General features: G+C 28.2%; 24 protein-coding genes. 6 read left to right on the top strand and 18 right to left on the bottom strand.

Going from position 1 to position 22,009, the window contains the following annotated elements; all coding sequences use genetic code 11:
* Positions 1–333: 333 nt before the first annotated feature.
* From ACZ5RS_RS06900 to ACZ5RS_RS06875, 6 genes are all read right to left on the bottom strand, one after another.
* On the bottom strand, positions 334–978 hold the full coding sequence (locus tag ACZ5RS_RS06900) for a PAS domain-containing protein (RefSeq protein WP_464638697.1): 645 nt from the start codon (positions 976–978) through the stop codon (positions 334–336).
* 210 nt (positions 979–1,188) lie between these two features.
* Positions 1,189–2,004 (bottom strand): 2-amino-4-hydroxy-6-hydroxymethyldihydropteridine diphosphokinase, encoded by an 816-nt coding sequence (gene folK, locus ACZ5RS_RS06895; protein ID WP_464638696.1) that lies wholly within the window; start codon positions 2,002–2,004, stop codon positions 1,189–1,191.
* Positions 1,992–2,813: a dihydropteroate synthase gene (gene folP, locus ACZ5RS_RS06890; RefSeq protein WP_464638695.1), complete on the bottom strand. Its 822-nt coding sequence runs from the start codon at positions 2,811–2,813 to the stop codon at positions 1,992–1,994. The genes folK and folP overlap by 13 nt, the downstream gene beginning before the upstream one ends.
* Positions 2,810–3,283, bottom strand: coding sequence for an HD domain-containing protein (locus ACZ5RS_RS06885; protein ID WP_464638694.1), 474 nt, complete (start codon positions 3,281–3,283; stop codon positions 2,810–2,812). The genes folP and ACZ5RS_RS06885 overlap by 4 nt, the downstream gene beginning before the upstream one ends.
* Positions 3,276–3,836 carry a GTP cyclohydrolase I FolE gene (folE, locus tag ACZ5RS_RS06880; protein WP_464638693.1) on the bottom strand — a complete coding sequence of 187 codons (561 nt, stop codon included), beginning with the start codon at positions 3,834–3,836 and terminating at the stop codon, positions 3,276–3,278. The genes ACZ5RS_RS06885 and folE overlap by 8 nt, the downstream gene beginning before the upstream one ends.
* Positions 3,837–4,117: 281 nt before the next feature.
* Positions 4,118–4,240, bottom strand: coding sequence for a hypothetical protein (locus ACZ5RS_RS06875; protein WP_464638692.1), 123 nt, complete (start codon positions 4,238–4,240; stop codon positions 4,118–4,120).
* Positions 4,241–4,368: 128 nt separating this feature from the next.
* Here ACZ5RS_RS06875 and ACZ5RS_RS06870 point away from each other — a divergent pair, with 128 nt between their 5' ends.
* The 5 genes from ACZ5RS_RS06870 to ACZ5RS_RS06850 are packed head-to-tail and all read left to right on the top strand — an operon-like array spanning position 4,369 to position 9,232.
* The gene (locus tag ACZ5RS_RS06870) at positions 4,369–5,229 is read left to right on the top strand and encodes a MetQ/NlpA family ABC transporter substrate-binding protein (RefSeq protein ID WP_464638691.1); all 861 of its coding nucleotides are present in this window, start codon (positions 4,369–4,371) and stop codon (positions 5,227–5,229) included.
* Positions 5,230–5,231: 2 nt separating this feature from the next.
* A complete protein-coding gene (locus ACZ5RS_RS06865) occupies positions 5,232–6,272 on the top strand; it encodes a methionine ABC transporter ATP-binding protein (protein WP_464638690.1) in 1,041 nt (346 codons plus the stop codon).
* Between the two features lie 9 nt (positions 6,273–6,281).
* Positions 6,282–6,944 carry a methionine ABC transporter permease gene (locus ACZ5RS_RS06860; RefSeq protein WP_464638688.1) on the top strand — a complete coding sequence of 221 codons (663 nt, stop codon included), beginning with the start codon at positions 6,282–6,284 and terminating at the stop codon, positions 6,942–6,944.
* 9 nt (positions 6,945–6,953) lie between these two features.
* Positions 6,954–8,045 (top strand): oxidoreductase, encoded by a 1,092-nt coding sequence (locus ACZ5RS_RS06855; RefSeq protein ID WP_464638686.1) that lies wholly within the window; start codon positions 6,954–6,956, stop codon positions 8,043–8,045.
* A gap of 11 nt (positions 8,046–8,056) precedes the next feature.
* Positions 8,057–9,232, top strand: coding sequence for a pyridoxal phosphate-dependent aminotransferase (locus ACZ5RS_RS06850; RefSeq protein ID WP_464638684.1), 1,176 nt, complete (start codon positions 8,057–8,059; stop codon positions 9,230–9,232).
* A gap of 65 nt (positions 9,233–9,297) precedes the next feature.
* On the opposite strand, the gene pdxT is transcribed toward ACZ5RS_RS06850, so the two are convergent.
* Together pdxT and pdxS are read right to left on the bottom strand one after the other, a co-directional pair.
* The gene (gene pdxT, locus ACZ5RS_RS06845; RefSeq protein ID WP_464638682.1) at positions 9,298–9,861 is read right to left on the bottom strand and encodes a pyridoxal 5'-phosphate synthase glutaminase subunit PdxT; all 564 of its coding nucleotides are present in this window, start codon (positions 9,859–9,861) and stop codon (positions 9,298–9,300) included.
* A 1-nt stretch (position 9,862) separates the two neighbouring features.
* On the bottom strand, positions 9,863–10,738 hold the full coding sequence (pdxS, locus tag ACZ5RS_RS06840) for a pyridoxal 5'-phosphate synthase lyase subunit PdxS (RefSeq protein WP_464638680.1): 876 nt from the start codon (positions 10,736–10,738) through the stop codon (positions 9,863–9,865).
* A gap of 107 nt (positions 10,739–10,845) precedes the next feature.
* Between pdxS and pdxR the strand changes: the two genes are divergently transcribed.
* Entirely contained in the window at positions 10,846–12,255 is a 1,410-nt protein-coding gene (gene pdxR / locus ACZ5RS_RS06835) for a MocR-like pyridoxine biosynthesis transcription factor PdxR (RefSeq protein ID WP_464638678.1), read from the top strand.
* Between the two features lie 45 nt (positions 12,256–12,300).
* On the opposite strand, the gene trpA is transcribed toward pdxR, so the two are convergent.
* The 10 genes from trpA to ACZ5RS_RS06785 all read right to left on the bottom strand — a co-directional run bounded on the left by trpA (position 12,301) and on the right by ACZ5RS_RS06785 (position 22,009).
* A complete protein-coding gene (trpA, locus tag ACZ5RS_RS06830) occupies positions 12,301–13,083 on the bottom strand; it encodes a tryptophan synthase subunit alpha (protein WP_464638676.1) in 783 nt (260 codons plus the stop codon).
* Entirely contained in the window at positions 13,076–14,260 is a 1,185-nt protein-coding gene (trpB, locus tag ACZ5RS_RS06825; RefSeq protein WP_464638674.1) for a tryptophan synthase subunit beta, read from the bottom strand. Before trpB ends, trpA begins: the two co-directional genes overlap by 8 nt.
* Entirely contained in the window at positions 14,253–14,867 is a 615-nt protein-coding gene (locus ACZ5RS_RS06820; RefSeq protein ID WP_464638672.1) for a phosphoribosylanthranilate isomerase, read from the bottom strand. The genes trpB and ACZ5RS_RS06820 overlap by 8 nt, the downstream gene beginning before the upstream one ends.
* Positions 14,867–15,646, bottom strand: a complete 780-nt coding sequence (gene trpC, locus ACZ5RS_RS06815; protein WP_464638670.1) for an indole-3-glycerol phosphate synthase TrpC — start codon at positions 15,644–15,646, stop codon at positions 14,867–14,869. The genes ACZ5RS_RS06820 and trpC overlap by 1 nt, the downstream gene beginning before the upstream one ends.
* A 3-nt stretch (positions 15,647–15,649) precedes the next feature.
* A complete protein-coding gene (gene trpD, locus ACZ5RS_RS06810) occupies positions 15,650–16,660 on the bottom strand; it encodes an anthranilate phosphoribosyltransferase (protein ID WP_464638668.1) in 1,011 nt (336 codons plus the stop codon).
* Positions 16,653–17,231, bottom strand: coding sequence for an anthranilate synthase component II (locus ACZ5RS_RS06805; protein WP_464638666.1), 579 nt, complete (start codon positions 17,229–17,231; stop codon positions 16,653–16,655). The genes trpD and ACZ5RS_RS06805 overlap by 8 nt, the downstream gene beginning before the upstream one ends.
* The gene (locus tag ACZ5RS_RS06800; protein WP_464638664.1) at positions 17,232–18,692 is read right to left on the bottom strand and encodes an anthranilate synthase component I family protein; all 1,461 of its coding nucleotides are present in this window, start codon (positions 18,690–18,692) and stop codon (positions 17,232–17,234) included.
* Between the two features lie 173 nt (positions 18,693–18,865).
* A complete protein-coding gene (locus tag ACZ5RS_RS06795; RefSeq protein ID WP_464638662.1) occupies positions 18,866–20,293 on the bottom strand; it encodes a xylulokinase in 1,428 nt (475 codons plus the stop codon).
* Positions 20,293–21,057 carry a tryptophan synthase subunit alpha gene (locus ACZ5RS_RS06790; RefSeq protein ID WP_464638660.1) on the bottom strand — a complete coding sequence of 255 codons (765 nt, stop codon included), beginning with the start codon at positions 21,055–21,057 and terminating at the stop codon, positions 20,293–20,295. Before ACZ5RS_RS06790 ends, ACZ5RS_RS06795 begins: the two co-directional genes overlap by 1 nt.
* Positions 21,050–22,009: an ABC transporter permease gene (locus tag ACZ5RS_RS06785; RefSeq protein ID WP_464638658.1), complete on the bottom strand. Its 960-nt coding sequence runs from the start codon at positions 22,007–22,009 to the stop codon at positions 21,050–21,052. The genes ACZ5RS_RS06790 and ACZ5RS_RS06785 overlap by 8 nt, the downstream gene beginning before the upstream one ends.

Raw genomic sequence — 22,009 nt, 5'->3', positions numbered from 1 at the left:
TTTTATCTATCTGGATAATAATATATACGCTTATATGTGTCAATAAATATTATAAATTAAAATTCTATTTTTTTAAAAAATAAACTTTTATTATTCTATATTTCATATTATTTATATTTTTTTCATATTAAATCATAAAAATTATATATATTTAGCTATTTTTATGATTTATATAATTTAAAAATATTTTAATTAAAAAGATTTTTTTAAAACTTAATAATATTTAAGTAAAAAATTGTATAAAAAAATATCATTTTGTTATATTAATGGATAAAAAAAAATCATTAACTGTTTTCACAATTAATGACTAAAAAAATCTATAAATAATAGTATCTACTCTTCCTCATCCATGCCCTCAATTTGCTTAAGGTACTTATAAAGAGTAGGTTGAGCAATATTTAAAACCTCACATACTTTTGGTATAGCTTGTTTTACCTTAAAAACTCCCCTATTATATAATCTAACCAAAACTGCCATTTTAGCAGCTTTAGTTTCAATTTTATAAACATCTGCGTGTTTAACTTCTTCCAATATAATATTTGTCATAATTTCTTCAATGTCTGCATTGTTAGAATTATCATTGAAATCTACATTTTTTCTTGCTGTATCTAAAAACATATGTTTCAAAAATGGTTGAATCTGCACGAAACCTGTAATATCTTGATTAACACAAATTACATAGCGTAATTTCCCATCATCATCTCTTATCATTAAATTGCTCGTTCTGATTAAAACATTTGATTCTGATGTATTTAAAGCACCAACAATTCTATTTGTATTATTATTTTCACATTTTGAGTTAAGTAACTGCAAAATTGAAGTAGCATTTATATCACCAATTTTACGATGAGAAATAGCCTCATCATTAATCCATTCTACTTCACCATTTTTTGCATTATGAAGTAAAACTTCAGATGTTGGGCCTAATATTTCGCTTAAAAACTGACATATTGAAATTAGAAAATCTTTTGAAATCATAGAAGATATTATAATAATGGAACAAATTGAAAGCAAGATATTATAGATGAATATTTAATTATTGTGTATAAAAAATTATCACTTTCTAAAATAAAACAATAGTTAATAAGGAATTAGACAATCAAATATTAATACTTTTCATATTGCTATAATCTCAAATATACAAACTTTATAAAGTTTATTTAAAAAAAACTTAATTAAAAAAACAAGTTAATTGCTAGTTTTTAATTCTTCTAATAACTCATTAATATTTTTTTTCTTAATTGGATGAATAAAATAAGGATCAATTTCACACATAGGTTTTAAAACAAAATCTCTTAAACATACTTCAGGATGTGGAATAATTAAATTTTTATCAAAAAGTACCAAATCAGAATAAAAAATTATATCAACATCTAAAGTTCTTTCTCCCCAGTGCCTAATTCTTTCTCTTTTAGCTTTTCTCTCTAACATTTGACAAAATTCTAGGAGTTGATAAGGGGTTAAAATAGTATCTATTTTTACTACTGCATTCAAAAATTTTGGTTGATCTTCAACCCCATATGGCTCTGTTTCTATATATGAAGATTTTGCAACTTCAATAATAAAATCATTTTTTGCTATTTCAGTACTTACTAAATCTAAATAACCTTTTCTATCTCCTAAATTAGATCCTAAAGCTAAATAACAAGTATTCCAGCTTCTTTCTATAGTTAAAGAAACATCACTAAATTTAGTAGTAATTGGAGCCTCAGGTTTATGAATTGTAAAGTCTATTTTTTGGATTAATCTATATTTTAAAAGTAAAAATTCACAGGTCTTTTGTGCTAAAGTTTCTAATAATTCAAATTTATTATTTTTGCAAAAATTAACTAAATCAACGGCAAAATTCCCATAATGGACGGTCTTATTTAAATCTTTATTAGCACAAGAAGTATCTAAATATATATCACAATCCACACTAAAATTTTGGCCTTTAATCTTTTCCTCATCATATACTCCATGATAAGCAAAGAAATCTAAGCCTTTTAAACTTATTTTGTCCATTTAGATTCCTCTATAATTGATTTTGTCATTTTAATAATTTCATAATTTTCTTTAATGTCATGAACTCTTACCATACTAGCACCTTTAAGTATTCCAACAACAGTTGTAGCTAAAGTCCCATATAATCTATCATCAGTTCTATCTTTATCTAAGACATACCCAATAACAGACTTTCTTGAAGTTGCAATCATAACAGGATAGCCTAATTCAACTAACTTATCAGTTCTATTTATAACCTGAAGATTTTGATTATAGTTCTTTTGAAAACCTACTCCACCATCAAGAATTATTTTATCATCTGAAATACCATTTTCTTTAGCAATCTTCAAACTAGCTTTTATATCATTTATAAAATCATCAAAGAAAATTTTATAATCATTTTTTTCTCTATTGTGCATTAAACAATAAGGCAAAGCAGAATCTGCTACAACTTTTGCCATATTTTCATCATATTTCAACCCCCAAATGTCATTGATCATATCAATATTATTTACATTTGCTTTGATAACTTCACTTTTATAACTATCAAGAGAAATAGGAATATCAAAATTTATTTTAATTTTATCTATAATTGAAGAAACTCTATCTATTTCCTCAGAAATACTTATTTTTGTATGATTAGGTCTTGTTGATTCTCCACCAACATCTATTATATCTAACCCCGCTTCTATCATTTTTTCTGTTTGAAATAAAGCTTTATCAATTGTATTAAATCTACCACCATCAGAAAATGAATCAGGAGTATAATTCAAAATACCCATAATATAGACATTATTTTTAAAATCAAAATTTTTATCTTTTATTATCAAAATTCAACCCCTTTATTTTTTCTATTTTCTTCCCATTTACATTCATCATATTTCTTACAAGTAAAGCAATTACGACTTAACTTATCAGCTACTCTCAATAATTGGTTTAATTGATTATTATCCTCACTATTATGAGATATTATAGCATAAATTATTTCATCTATTTCAGCTTGTTCAAACTTGCAATCTTCTAAAATACTTAAAGCAATTTCTTTTGCACCAATATTATGGTCTATATTTTTGGTATATTCTAAAGCTCTCCCAATATCATGCAGCAAGGCTGTTGAATATATTATTTCTTTATTGATTTTTAAATTTTGCTCAAGACTCATAATGTACATAATTCTTGCCACATCTAAAAGATGTGTTAAATCATGCTTGCAAAATTCCCTATTTAATTCATATTTTTCTATAATATTATAATTTTCAAGGAAAATTTGATTATGCAAAATTTGATTAAATCTATTCATGTTTAATCATATCCAAAATATTTTTTTGAAGTTGATAATTATTTTTAAAAATACCTTTCGAAGAATAAGTAATTGTTTTTGCACCAACTTTCTTTATTCCCCTCATAGTCATACATGTATGTTCTGCTTCAATTACAACGAAAACCCCTTTAGGCATTAAATTTTCATAAATACTTTCAGCTATTTGGTTAGTTAATTTTTCTTGTAATTGTAATCTTCTTGCAAAGATTTCTACAGTTCTAGCTAATTTACTAAGACCTACAACTTTTTCTTCAGGAATATAAGCAATATGAACATTTCCCATAAAAGGTAATAAATGATGCTCACAAAGAGAATAAAAATTAATATCTTTTACTAAAACTAACTCACTATTATCAACATTAAATACTTTACTTAATGGTTCTTCAGCACTTTTTGAATACCCTTTTAAAAGTTCTTCATACATTTTAGCGACTCTTTTAGGGGTATCAACAAGCCCTTCTCTATTTGGATCTTCACCTACAGCTTCCAAAAGCATATGAACTGCTTTTTCAGCCTTTTCTATATCAATCATTTCTTAACCCTTTATAGAATTATATATATTAACAAATAATATTTATTAGTAATTACTAATTAAAATTTTACAACAATAACAATACTATAAATTAATTTTTAATTCATGTCTTTATACAATTAATCAAAAACAATTTACCATCAATATTATATTTAATTTAGTTTAACAATTTTCATTAAATTATGGCACCTAAAACCCTATAATTTTATAAAAAGAATTACACATAATTTGTATTAATGATAAAAAGAAATAAAATTTTTTTTATTATTTTATTGACATAATTAATTTTTTAAGTCAGTATCAATTAAAAATATCGCACAAGGAGAAAGAGCCGTTATGAATAATTCTTTAAACACTTCATTAACAATTAACAATACTCTTTCTTTCTCTATGTGCTTCTTCATGATGATGATGCGCTAGTCAGCGCATACATATTTATTTATTTTTCACCACATTTCTATATTTTTGCATTTAAGTTTTGACAGATTTCTTGTCATTTTAATCAACAAATTTTTTTACGAAGGAAAAAATCATGAAGAAAAAATTCTTTAAACAAATACTAATTTTATGTCTATTTTTATTAAGCACATCCAATCTTTTTGCAGGTGGTAATAAAGAATCACAAAATAATAATTCAAATCAATTAAGAATTGGAGTTAGCCCAGGGCCTTATGGAGATATGGTTAATCAAGCAATAAAACCATATTTAGAAAAGCTAGGTTATGATGTTACTGTTGTTAGTTTTTCTGACTGGGTACAGCCAGATATGGCTCTAAACAATGGTGAAATTGAAGCAAATCTAATGCAACATACCATTTATTTAGAAGCTTTTTCTAAAGCTAATAAATTAGATTTAGGCAAAGTAATTGCTATTCCAACAGCTGGTGCTGGTGTTTTTAGTAATAAATATACTAACCTTTCACAACTAAAAGAAGGAGATCAAATCGCTATAGCTAGTGATGTTACTAATCTTGCAAGAAGTTTAAAACTATTAAGTTTAAACAACATAATAACACTAAAAGATAATATTGACCCAACAAAAGCTTCATTATTAGATATCAAAGATAATCCTAAAAACCTTAAGTTTGTAACTTTAGATGGTGCTCAAATTTCTAGAAGTCTAGATAGTGTAGCAATAGCTATTGTTCCAGGTAATTATGCAATAGCTGCAAAATTAGATTATACAAAAGCATTAGCAATTGAGAGATTAGATGAAGGCTATAAAAATGTTATGGCAGTTAGAACTTCAGATATCAACTCAAAACTTGGCCAAGATTTAAAAGAAGCCATTGAATCTGAAGATTTCTATAATGCAATTACAAAAACAGGTAGTATTTTCAACTCTTTTGATAGGCCTCAATGGTGGATTGAAAAATATGGGAGAGACAACTAAAAATGGAAAGCTCAAATAAAATCCCATATGATAATAATTCATTTATTTCATTTAAAAATATCAGTGTTAAATTTAAAAATAAAGATAATTTAGAATTAAATGCTGTTTCAAATTTCTCATTAAATATTAAAAAAGGAGAAATTTTAGGGATTATTGGCTCCAGTGGTGCCGGAAAAAGCACCATAGCAAGAAATATAAATCTTCTTCAGAAACCTTCTGAAGGAGAGGTATATTTTAAAGGAGAAAATATAACCAATCTTAAGGGTAAAGAATTAAGATCTGTTAGAGAAAAAATGGGAATGATTTATCAACATTTTAATCTAATAAATCAATCTACTGTTAAAAATAATATTGCATTCAATTTATTAGCTGCGAAATATGATAAGTCAAAAATAAATTCCAGAATAGATGAATTATTAAAATTAGTTGGACTAAGTGATAAAAAAGAAAGTTATCCTGCCCAACTTTCTGGGGGACAAAAACAAAGAGTAGCAATTGCAAGAGCTCTTAGTAATAATCCTGAAGTTTTAATTTGTGATGAAGCTACTAGTGCCTTAGATCCAGAAACTTCACAAGATATTGTGAAACTCATTAAAACTATAAACAAAAAAATGGGTATTACAGTAGTATTTATAACTCATCAAATGGAAGTTGCAAAAGATTTATTTGATAGAATTGTAATAATGGAAGATGGAAAATTAGTTGAAGTCGATGATTCATACTCAATTTTTATAAATCAAAAAGAGTCTAGAGCAAATAAATTAATTCAAAGAATAACAGAAATTAAAATCCCAGATTCTGTTTTAAAAAACAATGTAGGACCTTTTTATAAATTAACATATTTTGGAGAAAATGCTTTTTTGCCAATAATATCAAATACAATAAAAAAATTTGATGTGGATATTTCAATTATTCACGGGAAAATTGAGTATATAAGTGATAAACCATTTGGAATTCTAATTATCACAATTGATGGTAATAATACTCAAGCTGCTATTGAATACTTAAAAAACAACACCTCAGATTTTATTAAAATAAATTAGGAAAGAACAATGACTGAAACAATAAATATAATTCAACAATATTTGTGGAAAGCAACTTATGAAACCTTTGAAATGGTTAGTATTTCTTTACTAGTTGCAACTATCTTAGGCATTTTTATAGGGTTATTATTATATATAACTAGCAACCCACTTCTATTTGAAAATAAAACAGTAAACATAATATCATCAACTATTGTAAATATACTAAGATCTATCCCTTTTATAATTTTATTAGTTGTAGTTATACCTTTAACAAAATTGATAGCTGGCACAACAATTGGTCCAATTGCTGCGACCATTCCATTATCATTATCAGCAACGGCTTTTAATGCTAGATTAATTGAAGGCTCTTTTGCCGAAATTAATAAAGAAACAATTGAATCTTCTGTTGCTACAGGTGCATCTCTATCCCTAATTATAAGAAAAGTTTTATTTGTTGAAGCTCTTCCTTCAATAATCAGAGCGATTACTGTTACCTTTATTAGTCTCATTGGCTACTCAGCTATGGCAGGTATTGTTGGAGGCGGTGGAATTGGAGATTTAGCTATTCAATTTGGTTATTATCGCTATGAAACAGGAGTAATGATTATTACTGTAGTAATTTTAGTTATTCTAGTGCAATTAATTCAGTTTATAGGTGACAAATTATCTAAAAAAATTGATCGTCAATAGGAGAAGAATATGGAAAACTTAGCAATTAGAGTTCAATGTGGTCCAAATAATTATTATAACCATATTGATGCTATAAACAATATTAATAAATTTTTTACAAAACAAGAATTAGAACAATGTCTTTGGATATATGGAGAAAAAGCTGGTAAAGCAGCAAAAGACTTTTTACCAATTGATTTATATGATGAGAATATTAAAAGCTTCTCGATTAAAGGCCACTGTACACATGAAAGTGTTGATTACCTTATAACTCAAGCTAAAACTTCTCCAGCAATAATTGGTATTGGAGGTGGCACTATATTAGATATAGCAAAAGCTACTGCAGCAAAATTAAATAAACCTTTTGTTGCAATTCCTACTATCGCAGCAACTTGTGCAGCTTGGACTCCTTTATCGGTTTGGTATTCTAAAGAAGGAAAGGCTTTAGGCTATGAAATATTTAATAATTCAACTTATTTAGTAATTATTGAACCTAGAATCATAATTAAAGCACCAATTGAATATTTAGAAGCAGGAATCGCAGATACAATAGCTAAGCAATATGAATCAGAAATATTAGTAAAAGGACTCAAAGATATTCCTTACACAGCACATATAGCTATTAATATTGCAAAAGATATTAATAAAACATTATTAGGAAAAGGCATAAAAGCTATAGAAAATATTTATGATAAAGCATATGAACATGATTTAATTAATGTTATAGATGCTGTTATTGCAGGAGGAGGTCTTATTGGTGGACTAGGTGAAAAATTCACTAGAATTGCTGCAGCTCATGCAATTCATAATGGAATCTCTTCTATAAAAAGAACAGAAAAGTTTTTGCATGGAACAAAGGTTGCATATGGAATTCTAGTTCAAAGTGCACTATTAAATGATGATAAATTATTAGAAAGTCAAATATCACAGTTTAAAAAACTTGGATTACCCACTAAACTAAGCGATATCGATTTAGATTATTCCAATAAAGAAGAATTATCTACAATTATATCTTCAACATTAAAACCTAGTGAATCAATTCACTTACTACCCTTTGAAGTAAATGAAGTAATACTTGAAAATGCTATTTCAAAAGTAGAAAAATTTAATAATAATATTTAAGGAAATATAAAATGCCACAATTAAGTAAAAAAACAGAAACCTTTAGTGAATCAGTTATAAGAAGTATGACGAGAATTGCTAATAAATATGGAAGTATAAATCTATCACAAGGCTTTCCTGATTTTGATCCTCCAAAAGAAATAACAGACAAACTATCTGAAATAGCTAAAGAAGGCCCTCATCAATATTCAGTTACTTGGGGAGCTCAAAACTTTAGAGAAGCATTAGCAAATAAACTAAATCATTTTGCTCCATTAGATCTTGAACCAAATAAAAATATTGTAATAACTTGTGGTTCTACTGAAGCAATGATGGCATCTCTATTATCTGTTATAAATCAAGGAGACAAAGTTATTATTTTTTCTCCATTCTATGAAAACTATACAGCAGATACTATTTTAAGTGGGGCAAAACCAATTTATGTACCACTAAATCCTCCTGAATTTTCATTTAATAAAATTGAATTAGAACAAGCTTTTAAACAAAACCCAAAAGCAATAGTAATCTGTAATCCTAGTAACCCTACTGGGAAAGTATTTACATATGAGGAATTAGAATATATATCAGAATTAGCAATAAAATATGATACTTGGGTTATCACTGATGAAGTTTATGAACACATAGTTTATCCACCATATAAACACATAGCAATTGCAAGCTTACCGAACATGAAAGATAGAACTATTACTTGCAGTTCACTTTCAAAAACTTATTCAATCACTGGTTGGAGACTTGGTTATATTTATGGTCCTGAATTTGCTATAAATGCAATAAAAAAGGTACATGACTTTTTAACAGTTGGTGCAGCAGCTCCATTACAAGAAGCTGCAATTGTTGGCTTAAATATGGATGATTCATATTATCAAAATTTACAAACTTCTTATTTAAATAAAAGAGATATTTTTATCTCCTATTTAGATAAAGCAAAATTAAAATATACAATTCCACAAGGCTCTTATTTTGTTTTAGTAGATATTAGTGAATTCGATAGTACTGATGATACTAAATTCTGTATGTGGTTAGCAAAAGAAGTAAAAGTTGCAGCAGTACCTGGCTCTAGTTTCTTTAAAGAAAATATTACTAATTTAATAAGATTCCACTATGCAAAAAAAGAAGAAACCTTACACTCTGCAGGTCAAAAGCTTCTTAAACTAAGAGAAATTTGGGATGAAAAAGGCTATAAATAAAATTTAAAAATATAGGGTTTTCAAAAACATTTGGTCTATGAAAACCCTAAAATATTTTCTATGTTTTATTTAATCATTGATAAAAAATATTTATGAATACTTTTATCATTTGATAATTCTGGATGGAAAGCTAAAGCTAATTGATTCTTATATTTTACTCCAACAATTTTATTATCAACTTGTGCTAAAATTTCTACACCATCATCAACTTTTTCGATATATGGAGCTCTTATAAAAATCATTTCAAAGTTTCCAATCCCTTTAATATCTTGGGTTGTAACAAAACTTCCAAGTTGTCTACCATAAGCATTTCTTTTAACAGTTACCGGCAAAGAATTAAATGCTTTTTCATAACCCTGTTGAACATTTTGTGCTAATAGAATTAATCCAGCACAGGTTGCTAAAACAGGCAGGCCTTTGTTAATTTTATTTTTTAAGGGATCCAAAAGTCCAAGGTTTTTTAAAAGGTTAATTTGAACTGTTGATTCCCCACCGGGCAAAACTAATCCATCAAATTCTTGATTTAAATCTTTTAATTGTCTAATTTCAAAAGTTGTAACACCTAAATCTTCAAGCATTTTTCTATGTTCAATAAATGCTCCTTGAAGCGATAAAACACCAATATTCAATTTAAATACCTCTGTTTGACATAATTAATTTTATTTCTTCCTCATTGATTCCAACCATTGCTTCACCTAAATCTTCACTTAATTTTGCAATAAGAGAATAATCATTAAAATTAGTTACTGCTTGAACTATAGCTTGTGCTCTTTTCTGAGGATTTCCTGATTTAAATATACCTGAGCCAACGAAAACTCCTTCAGCACCTAATTGCATCATCAAGGCAGCATCTGCTGGTGTTGCTACCCCACCGGCAGCAAAATTAACAACAGGAAGTTTCTTATTTTTATAAACAAATTCAATTAAATCATATGGGACTTCTAATTCTTTGGCTGCATTAAATAATTCATCTTCTCTAAGTGAACTTATTCTTGCAATTTCACTATTCATTGATCTCATATGGGAAACAGCTTGTATAACATCTCCAGTACCAGGCTCCCCTTTTGTTCTAATCATTGAAGCACCTTCATTAATTCTTCTTAATGCTTCACCAAGATTTTTAGCACCACATACAAAAGGAACTTTAAAATCCTTCTTATTTATGTGAAAAATATTATCAGCTGGAGATAAAACTTCAGATTCATCAATATAATCAATTTCAATTGCTTCAAGTATTCTAGCTTCTAAAAAATGTCCAATTCTACATTTTGCCATAACAGGAATTGAAACTGCACTTTGAATCTCTTTTATCATTTTTGGATCACTCATTCTAGAAACTCCTCCAGCAGCTCTAATATCTGCAGGAATTCTCTCAAGTGCCATTACTGCACAAGCACCAGCTTTCTCAGCAATTTTTGCTTGTTCTGGATTTGTGACGTCCATAATTACGCCACCCTTTAACATTTGTGCTAATTGTTTATTTAATTCATATCTATTATTGGTCATTTTGGGCCTCCGTTGAAAATGATTATATGCAGGTATTGACATTATTAAAATATTCAATTTAATTATTTTTAATAAGACCAGATTGAATAATTATTAGGAGAAAAATTATGTTAACTTATAATTTAAAAAATAAAGACCAAGCTTTATATCTACAATTATATGAGAATATAAAAGCAGATATATTAAATAGTGAGATTTTACCTAATGAAAAATTGCCTTCAAAAAGAAAATTAGCAAATCACTTAGGAATTGCTCTAATCACTGTTGAAAATGCTTATTCTCAATTAATTGCTGAAGGATATATTTATTCAATAGAAAAAAAAGGATATTTCGTATCTTCCTTTGTAGAAAAGAATTTCCACCTAATAAAAAAGAAAACTACTAAGAAAGAATTAATTGAAGAAAAAATAGAACCCAATTACTATGATTTGCAATCTCTTGAAGTTGATACTAATTTATTCCCTTTCTCAATTTGGTCAAAATTAATGAGAGAAATAATATCAGAAAAAAATAAGAAGTTACTGGTTAAAACTGATAGTTTTGGCATATATGAGTTACGTTTAGCAATTGCAAAACACTTATATTCCTTTCAAGGATTAAATATTACTCCTGAGCAAATAATTATTGGAGCTGGATCAGAATATTTATATTCTATGATTATAAAATTATTAGGATATGAGAGTGTTTTTGCTCTCGAAGATCCTGGTTATAAAAAAATATCAAAAGTTTATAATAGTAATAATGTTAAAATAAAATATGTTAAATTAGATTCTTATGGAATTGATGTTACTAAACTTGAAAATGTTAATGCTGTTCATATCTCTCCAGCTCACCAATTTCCAACAGGTATTGTAATGCCTATTAAAAGAAAATTAGCATTATTAGAATGGGCTAATGAAAAAGAAAACCGAATAATAATTGAAGATGATTATGATAGTGAATTCAGATTTAAAGGAATAAGTGTTCCATCAATTATGAGTATTGATGATAATGAAAATGTAATTTATTTAAATACGTTCTCAAAAACAATTGCACCTTCTATAAGAATTTCATATATGATTATTCCGAAAAAGTTTATAGATATTTATAAAGAAAAATTAGGCTTTTTTTCCTGTACTGTTCCTAGTTTTGAACAATATACTTTAGCAAAATTTATTGATGAAGGATATTTTGAAAGACATCTAAATAAAATGAAAAACTACTATAGAAAGAAAAAAGATTTATTCTTCTCATTAATTAAAGAATCCAAACTTAATAATATTTGCTCTTTAACTTATAGCGATTCAGGACTTCACTTTCTTTTAGAATTAGATACAAAAATCAGTGATAAAACTATATTAGAAAAAGCATTTGAACATGGTGTTAAATTAACTTGTTTATCTCAATATTATAGTCAAAATTCTGAAAAAAAAGAGCATATAATTGTAGTAAACTTCTCTCTAATTTCAGATACAAATTTTGAAAAAGTAATAGAAATATTAGAAAATATATTATGGGACAAAAACAAGCATAACTAAAATTTAGTTATGCTTGTTAACTTAAATAAAAAAATAACTAAATAATTAATTACTTTTTAAAACACTATTTTTTAATTCTGATGCAAATTCATAGACTTTTGGTACACAATCTTTACCATATTTTTCTATAATTCTAACTATTGCTGAGCCAACAATTGCCCCATCAGATATTTTTGCCATCTCTTGTGCTTGTTTTGCATTACTAATACCAAATCCTATTGCGCAAGGAATATCTGGCCTTACTGATTTAATTGTTTTAATTAAATCTCCTATATTATTACTAAAGGTACTTCTCTCTCCTGTAACACCTAATGATGAAACACAATAAATAAAGCCCTTAGCTTCTTTTGCAATCATCTTTACTCTGCCCTCAGAAGTTGGAGCAACCATTGAAATCAAATGAATATTATGTTTTGAAAAGATTGTATCAAACTCGTTTTTTTCTTCAAAAGGAATATCTGGTAAAATAATTGCATCAATTCCATTTAATTCTGCTTTTTCTGCAAATCGTTCAATTCCATAGCTAAAAATAACATTCGCATAAGTCATAAAAGCTAAAGGAACTTGAGTATTACATCTAACTCTTTCAACAAGAGAAAAAACATCATCAGTACAAATCCCATTTTTAAGAGCTCTTTCACTAGCCCCCATAATTACTGGACCTTCAGCTGTTGGATCAGAAAAAGGAATCCCTAATTCAATTAAATCACAGCCAGCTTTATCAAGGGCATAAATAATTTTCTCTGAAGTTTCAATATCTGGATCTCCAACTGTTATAAAAGGAATAAAAGCCTTCCCATTTTTAAAAACTCTATCGATTTTATTCATTGATATCTACTCCTCTATATTTAGCGATTGAAACACAATCTTTATCTCCTCTACCGGATAGATTTACAACAATTATTTGATCTTTATTCATAGTAGGGGCTAATTCCATTGCATAAGCTAATGCATGAGAACTTTCTATTGCAGGTATAATTCCTTCAATTTTTGATAAATATTCAAAAGCTTTAACAGCCATTTCATCAGTTATAGGATAATATTCTGCTCTACCAATATCTTTTAGATTCGCATGTTCAGGACCAATTCCAGGATAATCTAATCCAGCAGAAATTGAATATACTGGAGTTATTTGTCCATAGTCATCTTGGCAAAAATAACTTTTCATTCCATGGAAAATCCCTAGCTTTCCAACTGTAATTGTCGCTGCTGTTTTATCAGTATCAGCTCCTAATCCAGCTGCTTCTAAACCAATTAATCGAACATCTTTATCTTTAATAAAATCATAGAATGCCCCAATTGCATTTGAGCCACCACCTACACAAGCTAAAACTGCATCAGGTAATTTTCCTTCTTTTTCTAAAATTTGTTGTTTAATTTCTTTTGAAATTACTGCTTGGAAATCTCTTACAATTGTAGGAAAAGGATGAGGCCCCATAACACTACCTAAAACATAATGTGTATCACTGATTCGATTAGTCCATTCTCTCATTGTCTGAGATACAGCATCTTTTAAAGTCGCAGTACCTGTTGTAACACTATTTACTTTTGCACCTAATAATCTCATTTTATAAACATTAAGAGCTTGTCTAACAATATCTTCTTGTCCCATAAAAATCTCACACTCTAAGCCCATTAAAGCAGCAACTGTAGCAGTTGCGACCCCATGTTGTCCTGCCCCTGTTTCAGCAATGACACGTGTTTTGTTCATTTTCTTTGCAAGTAAACACTGTCCTATTACATTATTAATTTTATGGGCTCCAGTGTGATTTAAATCTTCCCTTTTTAAATAAATTTTTGCACCACCTAGGTCTTCACTCATATGCTCTGCATAATAAAGTCGTGAAGGACGGCCTGCATATTCATTTAAAAGATATGTTAATTCATTATTAAATTCTTCATCATCTTTATATTTATTATAAGCTTCTTCTAATTCTAGCAATGCATTCATTAGAGTTTCAGGAACAAATTGTCCACCATGTGTTCCAAAATAGCCTTTACTCATTATATCCTCCATTGAGAGCATTAAGTTTTAAACTAATTTCTCTCATTTTTTGAAAATCTTTATATCCATTAATTTCAACACTACTACTTAAATCAAAAGCAAAAGGATGAAAACAATTATATGCTTCTTCAATATTATCTATATTAATTCCACCTGCTATAAATAATGGTTTATTCACTTTAATTTCAATATTCCAATCAAAAGTTTTTCCACTTCCTGAACCACTATCTACAAGTAAAAAATCAGCTTTAGGGAAGTCTATGATTTTTTCAAAGTCCTTATCAACCTTAATCGCTTTAATTATTTTGATAGGGACACTATTTTTTAGCTTTTCTATATATAAATTATCTTCATCTCCATGTAATTGAACTAAATCAATAGCCTTCGATTCAACAATTTTTATAACATTAGATATTGGTTCATTCACAAAAACACCAACACTTTTTATTTTATTATCTAAATTAGATTTTAAATTTAATGCAGTTTTTAAATCTATTTGTCTTTTACTTTTAGCAAAAACGAAACCAATATATTCAGGCAATATTTTATTTACCATTAAAATATCTTCTTCTCTTTTTAGCCCACAAATTTTTAATTTTGTTTTCATTAAATTAACCCTTTAAAAATTTTTAAAAGCTCAGCTTTTTTTGAAGACCTCATAAAAGACTCGCCTATTAATACTGCATCAACACCGATATCAATTGCTCTTAAAATATCTTCTCTTTTTGAATATCCACTTTCGCTAACCATAATTTTGTTTTTAGGAATAAAGGCTCTTAACTTTTGTGAATTATTTAAATCAACATTAAAAGTTTTCAAATCTCTATTATTTATTCCAATTATTTTTGCATCAATTTTTAAGGCTCTCTCTATTTCAATTTCATCATGAGCTTCAACTAATACATCAAGACCTAAATTAGTAGCTTCTTTATAAAAATCATTCAACATCTTATCATCTAGAAGGGAACAGATTAATAATATTGCACTTGCATTAACTGCTTTTGCTTCATGAATCTGGTATGAATCAATAATGAAATCTTTTCTAAGAGTAGGAAGATTTACTTCTTTATTTATAGCTTTTAAAAAACTAGGATCTCCTAAAAAATAATCTCTCTCAGTTAAAACAGAAATTGCATCAATACCTATTTCTTCATATTCTTTAGCTATTTTTATTGGATTAAAATCTTCACAAATTAAACCTTTTGATGGAGAAGCTTTTTTAACTTCTGCAATATAAGAAATACCAGCTTTAGATAAAGCTTTATAAAAAGGAAAATCAAAAAAAATTGAAGCTTTATAAGCTTTTTTCTCCATCTCCTCTCTTTGTGCTTTATTAATAACACTTAATCTAGTTTTTGTTTTAGCTGCAATCTCATCCAATATCATAAGTTATACCTCATTAGTAGCTTTAATCATCTGATTCAATTTTGCTAAAGCTTTACCACTATCAATTGCATCTTTTACTTCTTCAATAGCTCTATCAAGTGTTATATCGCCTTTTCCAATGTATAAAGCAGCAGCGCTATTTAATACAACAGTATCTCTCTTAGGGCCTTTTTCCCCTGCAAAAATATCTCTAATTATTTGAGCATTTTCATCTGGAGTACCACCAACTAAATCTTCTTTTTTACATAGTTCAAAACCGTAATCTCTAGGATCAATTTCATAATTTTTAACCCAGCCATCACGAATTTCACATACCTTGGTTTTTCCTACAAGTGAAATTTCATCAAGGCCTTCAAGTCCATAAACTACAAGACCTCTTTTTACACCTAAATTAAGTAGAACTTGTGCTAAGGGCTCAACAAGGGCTTCATCATATACTCCCATAAGTTGATATGCTGCACCTGCTGGATTTGAAAGAGGTCCAAGAATATTAAATATTGTTCTAATTGATAATTCTTTTCTCACAGGAGCAACAAATCGCATTGCAGAATGATACTTTTGAGCAAAAAGAAAACATATTCCTATTTCTTCTAATACTTTTTTTGCTTTTTCTACATCTATTGAAATATTTACACCTAAAGCTTCTAATACATCAGCTGCACCACATTTACTACTTGCTGCTCTATTTCCATGCTTTGCTACTGGAACACCACATGCTGAAACAACAATAGATGAAGTTGTTGAAATATTAAAAGAATTGGAATGATCTCCTCCTGTTCCAACAATCTCTAATACATCTAAATCATTTAGAAGTTTTAAAGCATGCTGTCTCATTATTTTGGCTGAAGCTGTTATTTCTTCTATAGTTTCCCCTTTCATTGATAGTGCAATTAAATAAGCACCAATTTGGAGATTACTAGCTTTACCACTCATTATTTCATCCATAACAATTTCTGCTGTTTCTATATCTAAGTCTTCTTTCTGTGAAAGTTTTATAATAGCTTCTTTAATCATTTTTTTCTCCTAATAAAAAGTTTTTAATAATATCTATTCCGTGTTCACTTAAAATTGATTCGGGATGAAATTGAAGTCCTACTACTCTATTTTCAATATCTTCAACTGCCATAACTTCATTTGTATCTAAAACCTTAGCTGTAACAACTAACTCTTTTGGAAGAGTTTCCCTTACTACTGCTAAACTATGATATCTTCCAACTTTTATAGGACTTTCAATGTTTTTAAATGTAGCTAAACCTAAGAGCTGTGCTTGAGAACTTTTTCCATGCATTAAAGTTGGAGCATGATCAACTATTGCTCCATATGCAGTACAAATTGCTTGATGGCCTAAACAAACTCCTAAAATTGGAAATTTTCCTTTTAACTGAGTCACCACATCAACGCAAATTCCTGCATCCTCAGGTCTTCCAGGACCTGGAGATAAAACTATTGCTTCTGGATTCAATTTAATAATTTCTTCAATAGTTATTTGATCATTTCTAACTGTTTTAATATCTGTATTTATTTGTCCAATTAATTGATAAAGGTTATAACTAAAACTATCGTAATTATCTATTAATAAAATCATTTAATTATCCTCCAAAGCATTTATTACAGCTTTTGCTTTATTAATGCATTCTACGTATTCATTTTCTGCAATAGAGTCAGCAACAATTCCTGCCCCACTTCTTACATATACATTCCCATTTTTCTTAAAAGCAAGACGAATTGCGATACAAGTATCTAAACCACCATTAAAGGAGAGATACCCAATAGCACCACCATAAACACCTCTTTTATTATTTTCTAATTCATTAATAATTTCACAGGCTCTAATCTTTGGTGCACCAGAAAGTGTTCCAGCAGGTAAAATCGAATCTATAGCATCTAGACTATCTAAATCATCTTTAATTTTCCCAGTAACTGTAGAGCCAATATGCATAACATGTGAAAACTTTTGTATTTGCATATACTCTTCAACTTTAACACTACCAAATTTACTAATTTTTCCTATATCATTCCTACTAAGGTCTACTAACATATTATGTTCTGAAACCTCTTTTGGATCTTCTAATAATTCTTTTTCTAACTTCAAATCCTCTTCTTGAGTTAATCCACGTTTTCTAGTCCCAGCAAGAGGAAATGTACTTAATTTAGAACCTTCAAGCTTTACTAAAGTCTCAGGAGAAGCCCCTGTTAATTCAATATTTTCGCTCACAAAATAAAACATATAAGGAGATGGATTAGTTTTTCTTAAATAGCTATAAACTGATTTTAAACTACCTTTAAAAGGAGCAACCAATCTATTTGATAGAACAACCTGAAAGATATCACCTTCATAAATATAATTTTTAGCTTTTTCAACCATTTGACAGAATTCTGCTTTAGAAAAAAGAGGTGTTAGACTAGAAAGTAATTGTCCTTTAACTTCAACATTTTCTACCTCATCTTTTTCTTCTATTAGACTTTTTAAACTATTTAATTCTAAAGTGGCTTTTTTATAATTTAAATCAAGGTTATCCCTTTTAACATTAATTATTAAATAAATCACTTTTTTTAAATTATCTATAGCAATTAATTTATCAAACAACATTAAATCAAGATCATTAAAATCTTCCTCATCAACTGCATCAAGTTTTAACGTTGGTTCACTATAGGAAATAAAATCATAGGAAAAATAGCCAACAAGACCACCTGTAAAAGGAGGAAGACTAACTACCTTTGGACTTTTATTCTTTTCAAGGATTCTTCTAATATATGGATGAGGCTTTTGAGCTTCAATTTCTATTGTGGTAGCTGATTTAATACATAAAGAATTACCTTTCTGAGAGATTTCTAAACTTGGGTTGAACCCTATATATGTATAACGACCCCAAATTTTACTATCCTCACAAGATTCCAATAGAAAACAATGCTTACTGATCTTCTCTAGTCTATTTAAAATCTCCATAGGACTTTTTTCACCTAAAGGCAAACTAAGTGTTATTGGTACTGTATTATACTCTTGGCTATAATCAAGAGCTTGTTTTAAATCTGGATAGTAATTCATATTCCCTCTTTTTTTGTTTCTATTTATAGAAATATATTGTTACTATAAACAGAAACATATGTTACTGTCAATAGTAACAAGGAATTAAAAAATAAATTGACACCACTAAAATAAAACAAACCCCAAATGGGGTTTGAAATGTCTTTGTGAATCTAATTATGATATCGTATAAATCAAGTATTTATCGAGCTCAATGCAGGGTAAAGTTTCTTAAATTTATCAAACTTAGTTCTATAATTATTAGATCTTTCTAATTGAGGGTTATATATTTGTTTGTCTTTTTTAGACAACATTTCTTTTATAAAAGACTCATAGGATGAGGTAATATTATTTTCAATCAGCACAGAACTTATCAAAGAAATACTTGGTAAATATTCACTATCACTATAAACTGTTACCGGAACTTCAAATATATTTGCAAAGATTTGATTCCAAACCTTTGTTAAAGCCCCACCTCCAATTAAAGATAATACTTTTGGTTCAACCCCTAATTCTTCAATACCTTGTTTTAATGAATAAGCAACACCTTCCAAGGCACTAATAACCATATCAACAAGACTTGTTTTTGGATTCAAGCCAAAAAAACTTCCTCTAATTTTTGAATCAGCAACAGGATATCTTTCGCCAACTAAATAAGGTAAACAAATTAAATCAGTTTCAAAATTTATATTTTTCTCTAATAACTCATCCATTTTATCATATTTAAAAGAATCATCACTAAATATCATATTAGTTATCCACTTATGGACAGATGAAGCATTTAAAACTGGGATTACATTAATATAATAACCATCATTAATAGCACATAAATTAAAAGCACCATTTTTAGGGTTTTTAGAAATATTTGCAATCCAACCACTTGTTCCAAGATTTATATTTAATTCATTCTCTTTAACAATTCCACTCGCTAATGTGGTTGCTCCAGCATCACCGGAGCCGGCAAATATAACTAAATCTTTATTTAATCCTAGCTCTTTTGCTACTTCTTCTTTTATAGTTCCTACAATATCCTTACAAGATAAAATAGTTGGTAAAATTTCTCTATCAATCTCTATAGATGAAATATATTCTTTTTTAATAATATCCATCATTCCTGTGGTTGATAAAGTTACAGTATCTGCAACAGCCTTATCAGATAAATATAAAGTAATATAATCTTTTGGAGAGAATAATATTTTATTTGTTCTGTTTAATATTTCAGGTCTATTTTCCTTCATCCAAAACATTTTCAATAAAGGAATTGACCCATTCATATTAATAGTAGTTTTTTTAACAATTTCCTCAGATACTTTATCTAAATAATTAGCCCCTCTTTGATCATTATATAAAATTGCATTACAGAGAGCTTTTTTATCATTATCTACAAAAATCAAATCTTGCATTTGACCAGAACAAATAATAGAAGATATTTGATCTCTATCCTCATAAGACTTAATTAATTGAATAAAAACAGATTTCCATTGTTCTGGAGACTGCTCAATAAATTCATCTTTGATATAGGTATCAATATCTATCTTTTTGCTAAATAGAATATCACACCTTTCATTTAAAACTACAAACTTAATTGCGGTAGTTCCAAAATCAAATGTTGCTATTTTCATTATTCTTTACTCCTAGAAACATCAATTAAAAAATTAATTAACTCTTCTTTTGATATATTATATCGCTTTAATAGCTCTGTACCGATTACAGCACCTTTAAATCCTTTTGAATATACTACATCAAGTTTCTTCTTATTGTTAAGCCCAAACCCCGCAAAAGGAATTGTAGAAGGATATTTATTCAAAGTGTAATTAAGCATATAATCATAATTTGTCTCACTTTGACTACTTCCTGTTTGACCAACATATAATTGTTCATAAATAAAAGTAAATTCACTTAAAACTTCATCCATCTGTTTTTCATCCATAGAAGGATTTACAAACCCAACAACATCTATATTGTAAGGTTTTAATTCCCTCTGAAGTTTGATTCTTTCTTCATTTGTTGTATCAGGAATAACAATAGCATCGACAACTGAATTTTTAGCAAAATCTTTATAAATACCACTAGCTATAAAATCTTCTCTATAAGCCATAACCCAAATAGGTTTTTTATATACTTCTCTTATTTTTTTCCAATATTCGATTGAACAAGATACTTCATAGTTAACACTCTTATGAGCATTGGCTATAACTTCTCCATCAGAATAAGGATTTTTTGAAGGAAACCCTAATTCTAAAACATCAATAGTATCTCTTGGAATAAGAGGTAATAAGTCTAATAGTTCCTCAGCTTTTTTATATCCAGCTAATAAATATCCAATTAAAAATGGTTTTTGTCTAAGAGCTAATGTTGCATTATTTTTTGAGTAAATCTTAACCATTATCTTTACTGCCTACCTTTTGACTTACTACAGCGACTATAATAATTAATCCTGTTAAGATGTTCTGTATAAAAGTTGGAACTTGTAAGATTGTTAAACCATTTGCAAGAACTGTAAATATTGCAACACCAACGAGTGTTCCTAAAATATTTGGAACGCCTTCTTTAAATAATGTTATACCAATAAATATTGTTGCGTATGCATTTAAGTTATAGGCATCACCTGCAGTAGGAGAAGCAGATCCAACTCTTGAAGCTAATAAAACACCTGCAAAACCAGCCATTAAACCAGATATCGCAAAAGCTAAAGTCTTATTAAATTCAACTTTAACACCAGCAACTTTACTTGCTTGTTCATTACCACCAATTGCATATAATTTTCTTCCAAATGCAGTATATTTTGTTATATAGAAGAATAATAATGATATAATTATCATCAAAATAGTAAGATAAGGGATTTTTCCAATTTTTGCTGTTCCAATAAATTTAAAGGAAGATGGAATACCATTAAATATGATAGCACCACCACTTAACCAATAAGTTAGACCATAAATCATTCTACCCATAGCAAGTGTAATGATAAAAGACATTACCTTAAATTTTGTAACAATGTATCCATTGATTAAGCCCAAAACTCCACTAATTAAAGTTGCAACAATTAATGTTACAAAAAATGGAACTCCGTTAATTGCCAATAGTGCTGATAAAACCCCGCTAAAGGAAGCTATATTACCAATACTTAAATCAAATTCCTCTACACACATTATCAATGTTGCACCTAAAGCTATAACTGCTAAAATTGCCATTTGACGTGTTATATTCCAAAAGTTGGTTGAAGATAAAAAAGCTCTAGGATTTAAAATTCCAAATAATATAATTATTATAACTAGAGCAAAAATTGTCCCATAAGAGTACATTACTTCTTTAAATCTGTTAGTTTTTAAATTTGCCAT

The organism is Pleomorphochaeta caudata, from assembly GCF_055395745.1.
The sequence above is the reverse complement of the archived record's forward strand: the minus strand, read 5'-3'. Positions and strand labels throughout refer to the sequence as shown.